This is a genomic window from candidate division KSB1 bacterium (assembly GCA_022562085.1).
In the GTDB taxonomy this organism is placed as follows: Bacteria; Zhuqueibacterota; Zhuqueibacteria; order Oceanimicrobiales; family Oceanimicrobiaceae; genus Oceanimicrobium.
The window spans coordinates 1-14,234 of the sequence record JADFPY010000086.1 but is presented as its reverse complement, the minus strand read 5'-3'; the positions used below and the strand labels follow the sequence as shown (position 1 = coordinate 14,234).

Here is a 14,234-nt window from a genome sequence, read left to right as displayed (position 1 = left end):
GGGCGGCCGGAAGCCATCGACGTGGTTTGGCGGAATTCGGTGTCCGCCGAGATCCAGGCGGATCTGGGACCGTCCGACGCTATTCTCGTCCGCGTGCTGGCGCGGCCAGGCTGGAAAGCCGCTGTTCAAGATTCGGCTGGCGGAATCAGGCCCATTGAAGTTCACTCAGACCCAGCGGGCTTCATCCTGCTGGACCCAAACGAGCTGCTGGACCCGCACGAGCTGCTGGACCCGCACGAGACAGGAGCGGCCCGAATCAGGCTGGAATACAATCCCGGCTGGCTCGAACGGCTGTTGCCGTCGCCGCGGGAACAGGGGCCGTTCGTGATGGGCGATTTCCCCATCATTTCGGTCGACGGCGTTGTCGATGCTTTCGGCTACACGCCCTCTCCTTTCAAAAGAGAGGCCAAATCTGAAATTTTTATGGACTCTCTTTTTAATTTCAACGTAAAAATCATCTGAATCCGGGCCAAGCCAGTGCCCCATAAAATTGTCATAATTTGTGTAATAATTTCCTTCGCCCAGACTGTGCCAATAAACAAACGGCTGAATTCTAACATATTCCAATCGAAAATCGATGTTGCTCAGTCCAAAAGGGTCGACCCAGTAGCCGCCGATTAAAACACCCCACTTATTGACAAAATCATGGAAAAGATTCTTTCGAGGGTTAAAATCGTCGAAAAGAAACTCACCGTAAAGTTTCAGTTCGGGGTTGCGCAGAAACCAGGTAAAATCAACGCTGATCAAATTATTATCTTTGTTTCCCAGGTGGCGTTCGGCGATAACGATGGGAAAGAACGGATTGGCGTAAAGGAATTCCACACCGCGTCCGCCATAAACCACGGTTTCGTTTATCGAGAACCTGAACGAATCCGAAGGCCGGACTTCTATGCGGTGGCCGGCAAGATATTTTGTCCGCTCGGCATTTAAAAACCCATGAAAGTGCACATACTTAAGCCGCTCATATCGAAAGGTTGCCTTAAAAAGGTCGTAAAAATTTGAGTTTCGGGACAGAATCAGGTTGCCGCGAAAGCCCGGTCCCCATTCAACCAAATCGCGGCCGATTTCCAGATCAAACCAGGGCAGGCGAAAAACGGCGTACGCCGAGGCATTATCCGTGACATCGCCGAGTGCATTTCTGCTAACCGGCAATCCGAGTGAGGGGTTAAAAAACCTGTTTACTATGGTGTCGGTGCCGCTTAAAACAAACGACCGGCCTTCAAAAAACATGGCCATGCTTTCTTTAAAGTTCGCCCGCAAGCCAAATCCCCAGGCAGTCGTTGATTTTGCAATGCCACTTTCGACGCTTTCTTTTGATTCGAGCCTGACCTGCTGTCCTAAAAGTAAATCGAGATGGCCGACGAAGTCCTCGTTGCGCCAACTCCACAGATGAGGCTCATATTCCTTGTTCCGGATTTCAACTTCCGGCTGTAATTTTTTAAGGTTCTCGTGGAATTCACCCTTGAGTTGTTCTAACAAGTCCCATTCGACTACCGAGATCTTCGAAGAGTCTTGCTTAACTTTTTCATCGATTTGCAAAATAATTTCAGCGATGGCCTCCCGAGAATATGGCTTTGTGTCGAAATCTTCGCTAATGTACAATCCTTTGAGTTCAAGTCTTTCCAGAAAAGCATATGCCCAGTGGTCCAGCGGAAGATTTGCAGATTGAGATTGAATTCCAGATGGCAAAAATAAAAATACAAGAAGTAATGAAGCAATTATTTTAGTACTTTTCAGCAAAAGCGTTTGCCCTAAGTTTTGAGAAATCTTAGATTGTTGCTGCAGCGAATATCTTGAAATAATCCTATTTTGTCAAGAGAAAACGGCCAGTCGTTTTAATGCGGATTGACTTGATTTTGTAGTTTGATCTAATATATTGGAAACTACCTTTGGGTATCTCCGTAATTATCCATTGTCCCTTTGAAAAAAAATTAGACAGGATAAACACGATGAACAATCCCGCCTTTGCGGGACTGCTTATCAGGTAAATCCTGTCAGAACAATTAACCTGATTAATTCACAAAAAATGACAAATGTGCGACGCACTTCTTGAAATGACTAAAGTTATGCCCATTTTTAGCTTCACCACTAAAAAAACTTAGTTTCCATTCCAAGTGCGTCGCACATTCAGCTTAATATACGTTTTCAAATCATTACTTGGTAAGGAGGGTTACTATGAGAAAGCCTGTTTTACTTTTTCCCCTATTTCTAATCGCGTTATTCTTTGCATCTGCTTGCGGTTTTGGGGTCAATAAAACCATTTACCTTGAGGATGGTGAAACTAGAAATGGCAGCTTGAACTCGGTGAATGGCGGCATTATCATCGGCGAACAGTGTGTGGTTCGAGGCAGCAGCCGGTCCGTTAACGGCCGTATCGAAGTCGGGCGCGAGTCAGAAGTAGAGGATTTGCAAACCGTAAACGGCAAAATCAGAATCGCTGATGACGTAAAAATCGACGGCGATATTGAATCGGTAAACGGGTCAATAAGATGTGGGGCCGGAGTGCATGTCGATGGCCGTATCACCGCGATTAACGGCCGAATTGAGCTTGAGCGCACCACGGTAGAAAGAGACATCCATACCACGAACGGGGATATAACTTTGGAAGATAACACCAAAATCAAAGGAGATATTGTCGTCGAAGGTAAGAAAGGCAGGGGTCGCGACACTCATCGCCTGGATATCAGAATTTCGGGTAATTCTGTGGTAGAAGGAAAAATTATTGTAAAAGATAGAAGAAGAAACGTGCGGGTTTATTTGTCAAACGGCGGCCGGGTTCTGGGTGAGGTGGAAAATGCCGAAGTGATTAATGAATAGCTAAAAAACCTGTTCAACCAGTGCGCGAAATTCAATCGGTGAAAACGGTTTTTGCAAAAAGCCTAATAAATTCAAGTCTTCTAATTTTGTGTTCATCATATCCTCGCCGGCTGCGCTTATCAGAACTGTTTGGCAATCGGGATTCTGGTTCTTGGCGGTTTTTAGAACTTCCAGGCCATGAATTTCCGGAATGCGGTAGTCGCAGATTACCAGGTCGTATTCGCTTTTCGAAAGCCTGTCAAGCGCTGTGTTGCCCTCCCTCGCCACATCAAAATCAAAATTCATATCACGAAGGGCAAGTTGAATTAAAGTAATAAAAGAAGGATCATCTTCAACAATAAGCACTTTTTTATTCATTTTTCTCTCTTCTGGATGTTTATGAATAGTTCATATATCGGCAGGTTTTAGCGAAGGTTTAAGAATTGCCAATCGTCAAACTAAAATCAATGATTCGGCTAAATATACCTTGATTTTATACGAAGAAATAGGTATATTTTTTGTTCAAAAAACGGCGCATTCGTCTAGTGGCCTAGGACGCTGGCCTCTCACGCCGGTAACACGGGTTCGACTCCCGTATGCGCTACCACCTGCGCCCGTAGCTCAATTGGATAGAGTGCTTGGCTACGGACCAAGAGGTTGTGGGTTCGACTCCCTCCGGGCGTACCATTTAATTGATAATTGATTATCGAAAATTGAATATTGAACCCTGAATAAAGCAATTGATAGAGATAGAAAGGGTTCCTTTATCTGAAGAACCCAAAGAATTAGCCGCGATATTTGTTAGATCAAGACAGCGCAAACAAACCTTGGAGAATAGTCAATAAACAATAATCGATTATCGATTATAAAATGGGAACTCACGAAAGTTGGATGGAGCAGGCCTACCGGGAGGCCGAGAAGGCGTTTGAAAAAGACGAAGTTCCCATTGGGGCAGTGGTTGTGGCGGACGGCATGGTTGTCGGGCGAGGTTTTAATATGGTGGAGACTCTGCAAGACCCTACCGCTCATGCCGAAGTCATCGCAATAACCGCAGCTGCAAATTCTCGAAATTCCTGGCGACTCGAAGATGCCACCCTTTACGTGACCAAAGAACCCTGCCCGATGTGTGCCGGGGCAATTTATTTATCACGAATTCAACGAGTGGTGTTTGGGGCCAGCGATAGCCGCATGGGCGCCTGCGGTTCAACTTTAAATATTGTGCAAAGTCCCAGGCTCCGTTCCAAAGTGACGGTCACGTGCGGAATACTTGAATCAAAATGCCTGGGGATATTACAAGCGTTCTTTCAAAAACTAAGACAGAACAGTAGTTCGGAGAGGTGACCGAGTTGGCCGAAGGTGCACGACTGGAAATCGTGTGTGGGTCACAAGCCCACCCAGGGTTCGAATCCCTGCCTCTCCGCTTTTCGATTGCTTATTGTTGATTGATTATTGATTAATAGCTCGAGTAATAACAATGTGTTGTCGTATTGAGTTTTAATCAATAATCAATTTCAAGGAGAGGTGCCGGAGCTGGTTTAACGGGACGGTCTCGAAAACCGTTGTGGTCTTTGGCCACCCAGGGTTCGAATCCCTGCCTCTCCGCTTTTCAATTGAATATTGAAAATTGTTGATTGATTATTGATGGCCGGGCTGAAAAGTCTATAACATTTCATTATTCAATCATCAATGGACAATATTCAATAAAAAATTGGGGCCGTAGCTCAGTTGGGAGAGCGTCGCGTTCGCAATGCGAAGGTCGTGGGTTCAACCCCCATCGGCTCCACGGAGGCTGTGCTAGATGGGGAGTTAGCGGTGCCCTGTTTCCTGCAATCCGCTCTAGCAGGATCGAATTCCCATCCGAGGACTACTCCTCCTTTGCAGTGGCAGAAATAATTGATGTTGATGGATCAAGTCCTTCGCAATAAAATGGTGCCCAACCCCGTCAGGACCGGAAGGTAGCAGCGGTAAGCGTTTATTTTATGTGCCGGAGGAATACTTGCCCGGAGTCGGTTATTGTCGGCTGCTCGTTGGAAAGGAAAGGACAGAGATGGGTGCACAGCCATTTTTTAAAAAATTTGTTGGGTCTGATTTTAAAATTTAGTTTTATCTCAGTACTGGAATTCGTTTATTTGGGTATTACAGACAAATTAAGCTCGCAGTTTAAAATACAATTTAACTAAAACTTTTGGAGGGTTTTGGCGAATGTCTTATGTGGTTTTAGCCAGAAAATGGCGACCGATGAAATTCGAAGAAGTTGTGGCTCAGAGTCATGTCACAACGACCTTGAGTAATGCCATCAAAAATGACCGGTTGGCTTCAGCTTATCTTTTTTCCGGGCCGCGAGGCGTGGGCAAAACCACCACCGCACGAATCTTTGCAAAAGCGATCAATTGTGAGAAAGGCCCAACTCCTACTCCCTGTAACGAATGTTCCAGCTGTACTGAAATTACCGGAAGCCGCAGCCTCGACGTTTTTGAAATAGACGGCGCCTCCAACCGCGGTATCGACGAAGTTCGGACTCTCCGGGAAAATCTGAGATACGCAGCCACTCGAGGCAAGTACAAGATTTACATCATTGACGAAGTGCACATGCTGACAACTGAGGCGTTTAATGCACTTCTGAAAACCCTTGAAGAGCCGCCTGCCAAAGTTCTGTTTATCTTCGCGACAACTGAACCTCACAAAGTGCCGGCCACCATTTTATCCCGCTGCCAACGATACGACTTCCGCAGAATTCCTTTGAACGAAATCGTTCAGCAGCTGCAGAATATTTGTACTTCTGAAAAAATCAACATCGACGAAAAATCACTTTTTTTAATCGCAAGGAAATCTGACGGCAGTTTGCGCGACAGCCAGAGTCTGCTGGATCAGGCGGTTTCTTTTTGCGGGCAGGAGATAAAAATTAAGGAGATGTCCGAGCTTCTGGGCATTATTGATCAGGAGTTATTTTTTGAATCTTCCGATTGTATTTCGAACAAAGACGTTGTCGTCGGTTTGCAACTTGTGGAGAAGATTTTCAATCACGGTTACGACATGGCGGAGTTTCTGAACGGTTTGGCTGAGCATTTTAGAAATATGTTAATCGTTCGGGCGACCGACAACCTTGACCTGCTGGAAGGAATGGAAACATACGGAGAAAAATATAAAGAGGCCGCGCAATCTTTTTCCGAAACCGATTTGCTGAGGCTCATTCAGCTTGCCACCGACACAGCATATCAAGTAAAGCGAAGCTCAAATCCAAAGCTGCTTTTGGAGATGCTCATTGTTAAAATGATTAAAATGGCGAAGAGCGTTGAATTAGATGATCTTCTCAGCAATCTCAACAATTTAGAAAGCGCTTCGGAATCAAAGTCGGAAACTTCGACCAAAATAGTTAATAAGTCTGAACAGCCGCAAGTTAAAACAGAACCGGTTGAAATCACACAAGAAAAACCGGTTGTAAAAGACGGAAACGGTGACTACAAAGCACCGCAAAAAAATCCCGAAAATCAAAACCCCGAGCCGCCGGATATGAATGCAGTGGTTTCTTTGGAAAAGATCAAAAATGACTGGTCTGAAATCATCGATGCGGTTAAAAGCAAGAAGATTCATTTAGGGTCTTTTCTAAACGAAGGGTATCCAACCGGAGTACATGACGGAACGCTGGAAATTTCTTTTGGTAAAGAGAATGGGTTTCATATTAATACAATTAAACAAAACAGGCAGCTTATTCAGGAAATCATTCTGGAAAAGACCGGGTTCAAATTAAAAATAAACTGCAAGAAAAATGAAAGTGAAGAGTTCAATAAAGCGCTGAAAGAGCAACGAGTGGACGATGAACCCGAGGTTCAGGAGATACAAGAAATCAAAGTTCAAGAAGTAACGGATGATAAAAACACATTGCAAATTCCGATAGTAAAGAAAGTCATAGAATTGTTTGACGGTGAAATAATCAGCTCAAAGCAGGTCAAAAATTTTTAAGGAGTTGTTATGGCAAAAATGGGTATCGGCGATATCATGAAGCAGGCTCAGAAGATGCAGGAAAAGATGCAGAAGATACAAGACGAGCTTGCTGATTTACAAGTAGAGGCCAGTTCGGGGGGCGGAATGGTCACAGTAGTTGCAAACGGCAAACAAGAAATCCTGGAAGTTAGAATAGATAAACAGGTTGTCGACCCCGAGGATGTTGAAATGTTGGAAGATTTGGTGGTTGCCGCGGTTAATCAAGCCATGGAAAAAGCGCAAGAGCTGGCCAACGATGAAATGGGCAAAGCTGCCGGCGGCATGCTCGGGAATCTGCCCGGCGGTTTTAAGATGCCGGGATTTTAGAGGATACCGCTCGAGCTATGCAGTATCCTTCTGTCTCCATGGAAAAGGCCATTTCGGAGTTGACTAAACTTCCCGGGATTGGCCGAAAGTCAGCACAGCGGTTGGTGTTTTATTTACTAAAGTCGCCAAAGTATGAAGTACAGCAGCTTGCGGATGCACTGTATGCAATCAAAGAGAAAGTTATTTTTTGCACGATTTGCTTTAATATTACGGAGGCGGATCCGTGCCACATTTGTGCGAGCCACAAAAGAGATCAAACCACCCTCTGCGTTGTTGAAGAAGCAAACGATCTCCTGGCACTGGAAAAAACCGGCGAGTACAAAGGTTTGTTTCATGTTCTCGGCGGGGCGCTTTCACCGTTGGAGGGAATCGGACCTAAAGATTTGCACATAAAAGAAATGATGGCACGCTTAGACGGCACCATTCAGGAGGTCATTATCGCAACCAATCCAAACACCGAAGGCGAAGCCACATCGCTCTATTTGGAAAAGCTCATCAAGCCGCTTGAAATAAAAGTGACTCGAATCGCCCGCGGCCTTCCTGTTGGCGGCGACCTTGAGTATGCAGATGAAATTACCTTAACCAAAGCTCTCGAAGGAAGAGTCGTTCTTTAAAGGTGCAGGACGATGGGAGACTCAAAAAAAGAAAATTTGATCATGTCGTTACCCAACCAATTAACTGTTTTTCGTATTGTATTGACGCCATTCTTTGCGGTTCTTCTCATCGCTAAGCTATATTATTTGTCTCTGATTCTTTTTGTAATAGCGACATTAACGGATTGGTACGATGGCTATGCGGCCAGAAAGATGGGCAAAATTACCCCCTTTGGAAAATATCTCGATCCCCTGGCGGACAAACTTCTCATCTCTACAGCTTTCGGAGCTCTGACTTATATGGGCATCGTGCCCTTCTGGATGTTTTTAGTAATTGCCCTCAGAGACGTTCTCATTACAGCGCTCAGATCTTATGCAACATCCACAGAACAACCGTTTGAGACCGTTGGATTTGCAAAATGGAAAACCGGCTGTCAAATGGCTGCAATCTACTTGATTTTGTTCTGGATAATGGCAAATGAAAAATTTTCAGAAAGTTCGACGACCCAGGCGGTCATAAAATTGGATGAAAAGTTTGGATTCGTAAACAATTTTATGCTGTTTGTGACGATTTACACTCTGGCTTCAGGATTGTTTTATTTGGTTGAAAACCGCAGTGTTTTCAAACGGATGGTTATCGCTTTTTATCGAGTCTTTATGCCAACCAATGTGCCGTAAATGAGTTTTATCGCTCGTCTTATAGCCACTGGATTTTATACAGGATACGCCCCTAAAGCGCCCGGAACAGCGGGAAGTCTTTTTGGGCTTTTTTTATATTGGGCGATTCCGGAGAGCAAATCTGTCTATTCTTTAGTAGGAATTGCCTTGATTTTTTTTACTGGAGTATGGGCAGCCAACCAGGTCGAGAAAGAAACCAAAGTTCATGACAACCAGATCATCGTTATTGATGAAATCGTAGGAATGTTGATTACGGTAGCTCTTTTTGAAAAAACTCTGATTTGGCTGGTGGTTGGCTTTCTTCTTTTTCGATTCTTTGATATCATGAAACCGTTCCCGGCAAACTCCTCTGAAAAAATACCCCATGGTTGGGGCGTGATGATGGACGATGTGATTGCGGGAATTTACAGCGCTCTTTGTTTGAGATTGATTTATTATTTTTTAAATTAAATCTTTGCCCCGACGTCTGTCGGGGTCTTTGCGTGAGATAAAATCATGAACCTCGAAATTATTTCAATCGGTGATGAGCTCCTTATCGGGCAAACCGTCAATACCAACGCCTCCTGGTTGGCCAAACACCTCACCTCTCTTGGTGTCGAAGTCAAATGGATCAGCACTGTCGGCGATGACGCCGATGATCTCAAAAGCGCACTTGCAACTGCCATGCACCGAAGTGATGCAGTCATTACAACCGGTGGCATCGGCCCCACCCATGACGATATTACCAAAACAGTAGCCGCTGAGTTTTTTGAATCAAAATTAATTTTTAAAGGGGAAATACTTGAACGACTCAAGCGTAGATTCGAAAAACGCGGCCGCAAGATGTCCGCAACAAATGAAGACCAGGCGTGGATTCCGGAAAAAGCTCAGCTCATCGGCAATCCAATCGGTACGGCGCCCGGGTTGATTTTTGAAAGAGAAGGCAAGAAATGTTTTATCCTTCCCGGCGTCCCCTCTGAAATGAAAATGATGAGCGAGGAAACATTGTTTCCTATATTCAAAGGGCACGGACAAACCATTGTTCAAAAAACCATCCGCACCACCGGCCTGCCGGAAAGCACCGCCTTTGAAAAGCTTGGCGATATTAAAAGAGTCGAGCAATTCGCCAGAGTGGCCTTTCTACCCAAAACCAGCGGCGTCGACATTCGGTTGACTGTAAAAGGAACCGATGAAACGGAATGCCAGAAGAAGCTCGAGCAAGGAGTAAACATTGTTCTGGAAAGCGTGGGCAAATACGTTTACGGCTACGACGAAGAGGAATTGGAAGAAGCCGTGGCCAAGCTTCTCACTAAAACCCAAAAAACCGTGGCGGTCGCCGAATCCTGCACCGGCGGGTTGCTGGCAAACAAACTTACCAATATTTCCGGCAGCTCCGAATACTTTGAACGAGGCGTTGTCACCTATAGCAATCAGGCAAAGATGGACATTTTGGGAATCCCAAAGGAAGTTTTAGAAAAGCACGGCGCCGTCAGTCCGGAAACAGCAGAAGCAATGGCAACAGGAGTTCGGAAAATCAGCGGTACGGATTTTGGGATTTCAACCACCGGAATCGCCGGTCCGACCGGCGGAACCAAAGAAAAGCCGGTGGGGTTGGTTTACATAGGCGTTTCCACCAAGACCGAAACTTACAACAAACGCCTTTTGTTTTTTAAAGAACGCCTTGAGAATAAGGATCGGTTTGTGCAGGCAGCTTTAAGTTTGCTGAAAAGGGAGTTGAGTAAATAAAAGGTTCGATTTTACAACTTGCAATTCTTAGGTAAAGAAACTAACTTTATATAATCATGCAAACCATTACTTCTAAGATTGTTGCTGATAAACTAACTGCCTGCTTGTACGGGAATTGACTCTATCTGATTTGGTAGATTGGGCAGAAAACATTATGATAGAAAGTGACTTTGAGGAAAGTCACTTTGAAATATTACGTAAGGATTGTAAGCCGTTTGGGCGTGGCTGATGTGAAGGCATTTGGCTTAACCTGAGAAGATTGCGAACAATTTTTAAAACAATTAGGTTATTCAGTGAGAGTTTGAAGTTTCTGCAAATTAATTGGTGATTGTGTCTAAAATTCGTTCATTTATTGCAATTGAGATTTCCGAGTCCGTTCGCGAAAAAATAGCCGATTTACAGGAAGAACTAAAAAAACACCAAGAACGCATTAGCTGGACTAAACCTGACAATATCCACTTGACCTTAAAATTTTTAGGCGACATCGAAGAAAGCAAAACCAAATCAATCGGAGAATCACTAACAACTGCTGCAAAAGAATTTCAACCGTTCAATTTCTTTGTCAAAGAACTCGGCGTTTTTCCAAACTTCAGACGCCCGCGGGTTTTGTGGGTGGACATCAATAATCCGGGGAATGAATTAAATAACATTCATAGCAAAATTGAACAACAACTGAATCAACTTGGTTTTCCTAAAGAAAAAAAGAGCTTCAATCCTCATTTGACGATTGGTAGAGTTAAATCGCAAGTTAGCGATCAATTTATCGAAAGATTTAAAACTGTCAAATTTGATGGAGACGAAGTCAAAGTAGCAGAAATTATTTTTATGAAAAGTCAAATACATCCCAAAGGGGCGATTTATACGCCTTTAAAAAAAATAAGATTATAGCAAGTTTGAACCAAAACGGAGGGAAGTGGATATGAGCGATGACAATAGTGAAAAACTGAAAGCCCTTGAACTGGCAATGACGCAAATCGACCGACAGTTTGGCAAAGGCTCGATTATGCGTCTCGGGGATGAAAAAATCGCGGACATTGAAGCTATTCCAACTGGTTCTATCTCCCTGGATGCCGCTTTGGGAATCGGTGGATTCCCCCGGGGCAGAGTTGTTGAAATTTTTGGTCCGGAGTCGTCCGGGAAAACAACATTGGCATTACACGCAATTGCAGAAGCACAGAAGCGCGGCGGGCTGGGGGCATTCATAGATGCCGAACACGCTTTGGATGCAAAGTACTCTAAAAATTTAGGCGTGGATACTGAGAATCTCCTCATTTCTCAACCCGACACCGGAGAGCAGGCTTTAGAAATCGCTGAGACTCTAATCCGCAGCGGCGCTTTGGATATCGTGGTGATCGACTCTGTTGCCGCATTGGTGCCAAAGGCCGAAATCGAAGGAGAAATGGGCGACGCGCAAATGGGATTGCAGGCGCGCTTGATGTCGCAGGCTATGCGCAAATTGGCCGGCATTATCAGTAAATCAAAAACCTGCATGATTTTTATTAACCAACTTCGCGAAAAAATCGGCGTTATGTTCGGCAACCCGGAAACAACCACCGGCGGCCGGGCGCTGAAATTTTACGCCTCCGTTCGCATCGATATTCGGCGCATTGCATCGATCAAAGATGGGGAGACTATTATCGGCAACCGGACAAAAGTGAAAGTGGTCAAAAATAAAGTCGCGCCGCCTTTCCGGATAGCTGAATTTGATATTATGTACGGCACCGGTATTTCCCGTGAGGGAGATTTGATCGACTTGTCCGTCGATCACGACATCATTCAAAAGAGCGGTACCTGGTTTTCTTATGGAGAGGAACGTTTGGGACAAGGCCGTGAAAATGTTAAAAAATATCTGATCGAAAATCAAGATCTACTGAAGAAAATCAACAAACAGGTGCGCGAAGCTTTGGGGCTAATCAAGAAACCGGAGACGCCGGCCGAAGCGCCAAAAGCAGCCGAGAAAAAAGAAGCGTCTGAAAATCAGCAAGCGGTTGCTAATTAAATATTTTGTGGGGCGGTGGATCTTTCAGGAAAAATCAGCAAAATTGAAACTCAGAAGCAAAGAAAGCAGAGAGTTTCTGTCTATCTTGATGATGAATTCGCATTCGGATTAGATTCGTCGGTCTTGGTTCAATTTGATTTAAAAAAAGGGGATATTTTAACGAAGGCTCGAATGAAAGATATTCTGCAAAAGGAAGAAAAAAAGCGTGTCAAAGAAAAAGCATTTCGATATTTGGCTGCGCGCGCACACAGTGAAAAAGAATTACAAACCAAATTGCTTCAAAAGGGTTATGCCGAAGAATTAATTGAAACTGTGCTCTCGGAATTAAGAGAGGCAAAGTTCATTGATGATGTTAAATTTGCCTTTTCGTTTGCTCGCAACCGAATCGTCAAAAAACCGATGGGGGCAAGACTTCTTCGTCAGGAGCTTTGGCAAAAAGGCTTAAAACCGGAAATCATTGACAAAGCCTTAACCGAGGCTTATTCCGCAAAACGACAGGAAGAAATTGCCAGAGAATTAGTTGAAAGTAGAAAAGACCGCTACAAGGACTTGGATGAAAACAAACAGAAAAAACGACTGAATGATTTTCTTTTACGGCGGGGCTTCGATTGGGAAATTGTTAAAGAAGTCATTGCGGAAAAATGAAAAGTTAAATTTCAGTCTGATATGTAGGAAAATAAGTAATCTTTCTTAAATTTTGTTTTGAAAATCATTCTTAAGTAGTCGTAGATGAATTCACAAGAGCTCCGAAATTCCTTCTTAGATTTTTTTAAAAGTAAAAATCACGAAATCGTGCCGAGCGCACCTGTCGTACCGTTTGACGACCCGACTTTGCTGTTCATCAATGCGGGTATGAATCAATTTAAAAACGTATTTTTGGGACAGGAAACGCGCACCTACAAACGGGCGGCTGACACCCAAAAGTGCATCCGGGTTGGCGGCAAGCACAACGATTTGGAAGACGTCGGCTTCGACACGTATCACCATACATTCTTTGAAATGCTGGGCAATTGGTCGTTTGGCGATTACTTCAAAAAAGAAGCCATTGAGTGGGCCTGGGAATTGCTTACAAAAGTTTGGGGACTTGAAAAGGAACGGATCTGGGCCACGGTTTTTGGGGGCGATGAAAAAGACGGCTTAGAGCCGGACGAAGAAGCTGAAAAACTCTGGACCGGAGTAACCCCCATTCCAAAAGAAAGGGTGCTTCGCTTCGGTAAAAAAGATAACTTCTGGGAAATGGGCGACATCGGTCCTTGCGGGCCCTGTTCTGAAATTCATTACGATCTCGGTGAAGGCAAGTGCGACAAAAAAGACGACCCAAATCATGTTTGTGAAGTAAACGCAGGATGCGCCCGCTACATCGAAATCTGGAACCTGGTTTTTATTCAATTTAATCGCGACAAAGAAAGCAAACTTCATAACCTGCCGGCAAAACATGTCGACACCGGCATGGGATTCGAACGCGTCCATGCTGTCATAAATGGCACAAACTCGAATTACGACACCGACCTCTTCACGCCACTTTTGTCTGCGATTCATGACCTCACCAGCGTCAAATATTCCGGCGGCGAAAAAGGCATGGCGCATCGTGTGATTTCCGATCACATTCGCGCGCTCACTTTTGCCATCGCCGATGGCGCCATGCCCTCGAATGAAGGTCGCGGCTATGTTTTGCGTAGGATTCTCAGAAGGGCGGCTCGCTTCGGGCGCAACCTCGACATGCACGAGCCATTTATCTACAAACTCGTGCCGGTCCTCGTTGACATCATGGGGGACGCTTTTCCGGAATTGAAAGAAAAGCACCAATTCGTTTCGCTGGTGATTAAATCGGAAGAAGAGAGTTTCAACAGCACTCTGGATCGCGGTATCGAGATTTTTGAGAAAATTACTGCGGATGTTGAAAAGTCGGGGCAAAAAGAAATTCCGGGCAAAGAGGCGTTTCGTTTATATGACACGTACGGCTTTCCGCTCGATTTAACCCAGTTAATGGCGCGGCAAAAGAATTTTTCCGTTGATGAAAAAGGCTTTGAAAACGCTATGTCAGAGCAAAGGGATCGCGCCCGAAAAGCTGGCAAATGGAGCCACTCGGCAGATTTCGATTACCAAAATTGGCAAGAGCTTTCTCAAGGAGAGGA

The 14,234-nt window shown here is 44.7% G+C and carries 14 protein-coding genes, 5 tRNA genes and 1 other RNA gene; 18 read left to right on the top strand and 2 right to left on the bottom strand.

Annotation, left to right across the window (positions count from 1 at the left end; translation table 11 throughout):
• Positions 1 to 165: 165 nt before the first annotated feature.
• Positions 166 to 1,740 (bottom strand): hypothetical protein, encoded by a 1,575-nt coding sequence (locus IH879_09550; GenBank protein MCH7675180.1) that lies wholly within the window; start codon positions 1,738 to 1,740, stop codon positions 166 to 168.
• A gap of 435 nt (positions 1,741 to 2,175) precedes the next feature.
• On the opposite strand from IH879_09550, the gene IH879_09545 reads away from it, so the two are divergent.
• Positions 2,176 to 2,817 (top strand): hypothetical protein, encoded by a 642-nt coding sequence (locus tag IH879_09545; protein MCH7675179.1) that lies wholly within the window; start codon positions 2,176 to 2,178, stop codon positions 2,815 to 2,817.
• Here IH879_09545 and IH879_09540 read toward each other — a convergent pair whose 3' ends face one another.
• Positions 2,818 to 3,174 carry a response regulator gene (locus IH879_09540; protein ID MCH7675178.1) on the bottom strand — a complete coding sequence of 119 codons (357 nt, stop codon included), beginning with the start codon at positions 3,172 to 3,174 and terminating at the stop codon, positions 2,818 to 2,820. It abuts the gene before it with no gap.
• Between the two features lie 153 nt (positions 3,175 to 3,327).
• Here IH879_09540 and IH879_09535 point away from each other — a divergent pair.
• The 17 genes from IH879_09535 to alaS form a co-directional block, all read left to right on the top strand.
• Positions 3,328 to 3,403 (top strand) — tRNA-Glu (locus tag IH879_09535).
• Positions 3,404 to 3,406: 3 nt separating this feature from the next.
• Positions 3,407 to 3,483, top strand: a tRNA-Arg gene (locus tag IH879_09530).
• Between the two features lie 183 nt (positions 3,484 to 3,666).
• Positions 3,667 to 4,137, top strand: a complete 471-nt coding sequence (locus IH879_09525) for a nucleoside deaminase (protein ID MCH7675177.1) — start codon at positions 3,667 to 3,669, stop codon at positions 4,135 to 4,137.
• Positions 4,128 to 4,216: transfer RNA gene (locus tag IH879_09520), tRNA-Ser, on the top strand. The genes IH879_09525 and IH879_09520 overlap by 10 nt, the downstream gene beginning before the upstream one ends.
• A 95-nt stretch (positions 4,217 to 4,311) precedes the next feature.
• Positions 4,312 to 4,398: transfer RNA gene (locus tag IH879_09515), tRNA-Ser, on the top strand.
• Positions 4,399 to 4,506: 108 nt separating this feature from the next.
• Positions 4,507 to 4,579: transfer RNA gene (locus IH879_09510), tRNA-Ala, on the top strand.
• Positions 4,580 to 4,585: 6 nt separating this feature from the next.
• Positions 4,586 to 4,855, top strand: an RNA gene (gene ffs, locus IH879_09505) — signal recognition particle sRNA large type.
• A gap of 143 nt (positions 4,856 to 4,998) precedes the next feature.
• Complete coding sequence (gene dnaX, locus IH879_09500) at positions 4,999 to 6,756, top strand: DNA polymerase III subunit gamma/tau (GenBank protein ID MCH7675176.1); 1,758 nt, start codon at positions 4,999 to 5,001, stop codon at positions 6,754 to 6,756.
• Positions 6,757 to 6,774: 18 nt separating this feature from the next.
• Positions 6,775 to 7,104: a YbaB/EbfC family nucleoid-associated protein gene (locus IH879_09495; GenBank protein ID MCH7675175.1), complete on the top strand. Its 330-nt coding sequence runs from the start codon at positions 6,775 to 6,777 to the stop codon at positions 7,102 to 7,104.
• 17 nt (positions 7,105 to 7,121) lie between these two features.
• A complete protein-coding gene (recR, locus tag IH879_09490) occupies positions 7,122 to 7,718 on the top strand; it encodes a recombination protein RecR (protein MCH7675174.1) in 597 nt (198 codons plus the stop codon).
• Positions 7,719 to 7,760: 42 nt separating this feature from the next.
• On the top strand, positions 7,761 to 8,375 hold the full coding sequence (pgsA, locus tag IH879_09485; GenBank protein MCH7675173.1) for a CDP-diacylglycerol--glycerol-3-phosphate 3-phosphatidyltransferase: 615 nt from the start codon (positions 7,761 to 7,763) through the stop codon (positions 8,373 to 8,375).
• Positions 8,376 to 8,825 carry a phosphatidylglycerophosphatase A gene (locus tag IH879_09480; protein ID MCH7675172.1) on the top strand — a complete coding sequence of 150 codons (450 nt, stop codon included), beginning with the start codon at positions 8,376 to 8,378 and terminating at the stop codon, positions 8,823 to 8,825.
• Between the two features lie 45 nt (positions 8,826 to 8,870).
• On the top strand, positions 8,871 to 10,100 hold the full coding sequence (locus IH879_09475; protein MCH7675171.1) for a competence/damage-inducible protein A: 1,230 nt from the start codon (positions 8,871 to 8,873) through the stop codon (positions 10,098 to 10,100).
• Between the two features lie 330 nt (positions 10,101 to 10,430).
• Positions 10,431 to 10,988, top strand: coding sequence for an RNA 2',3'-cyclic phosphodiesterase (gene thpR, locus IH879_09470; protein MCH7675170.1), 558 nt, complete (start codon positions 10,431 to 10,433; stop codon positions 10,986 to 10,988).
• Positions 10,989 to 11,019: 31 nt separating this feature from the next.
• Positions 11,020 to 12,099 (top strand): recombinase RecA, encoded by a 1,080-nt coding sequence (recA, locus tag IH879_09465; GenBank protein ID MCH7675169.1) that lies wholly within the window; start codon positions 11,020 to 11,022, stop codon positions 12,097 to 12,099.
• A 15-nt stretch (positions 12,100 to 12,114) separates the two neighbouring features.
• Positions 12,115 to 12,744, top strand: a complete 630-nt coding sequence (locus tag IH879_09460) for a RecX family transcriptional regulator (GenBank protein ID MCH7675168.1) — start codon at positions 12,115 to 12,117, stop codon at positions 12,742 to 12,744.
• 84 nt (positions 12,745 to 12,828) lie between these two features.
• A partial coding sequence (gene alaS / locus IH879_09455) for an alanine--tRNA ligase (GenBank protein MCH7675167.1) occupies positions 12,829 to 14,234 on the top strand: 1,406 nt, incomplete at its 3' end.

What these genes read in the sequence shown, in the direction of transcription:
- recA (MCH7675169.1), top strand. Translation starts at nt 11,020, where the DNA reads ATGAGCGATGACAATAGTGAAAAACTGAAAGCCCTTGAACTGGCAATG.
- dnaX (MCH7675176.1), top strand. Translation starts at nt 4,999, where the DNA reads ATGTCTTATGTGGTTTTAGCCAGAAAATGGCGACCGATGAAATTCGAA.
- IH879_09545 (MCH7675179.1), top strand. Translation starts at nt 2,176, where the DNA reads ATGAGAAAGCCTGTTTTACTTTTTCCCCTATTTCTAATCGCGTTATTC.
- IH879_09525 (MCH7675177.1), top strand. Translation starts at nt 3,667, where the DNA reads ATGGGAACTCACGAAAGTTGGATGGAGCAGGCCTACCGGGAGGCCGAG.
- recR (MCH7675174.1), top strand. Translation starts at nt 7,122, where the DNA reads ATGCAGTATCCTTCTGTCTCCATGGAAAAGGCCATTTCGGAGTTGACT.
- IH879_09495 (MCH7675175.1), top strand. Translation starts at nt 6,775, where the DNA reads ATGGGTATCGGCGATATCATGAAGCAGGCTCAGAAGATGCAGGAAAAG.
- IH879_09480 (MCH7675172.1), top strand. Translation starts at nt 8,376, where the DNA reads ATGAGTTTTATCGCTCGTCTTATAGCCACTGGATTTTATACAGGATAC.
- IH879_09475 (MCH7675171.1), top strand. Translation starts at nt 8,871, where the DNA reads ATGAACCTCGAAATTATTTCAATCGGTGATGAGCTCCTTATCGGGCAA.
- IH879_09540 (MCH7675178.1), bottom strand. Translation starts at nt 3,174, where the DNA reads ATGAATAAAAAAGTGCTTATTGTTGAAGATGATCCTTCTTTTATTACT.
- pgsA (MCH7675173.1), top strand. Translation starts at nt 7,761, where the DNA reads ATGTCGTTACCCAACCAATTAACTGTTTTTCGTATTGTATTGACGCCA.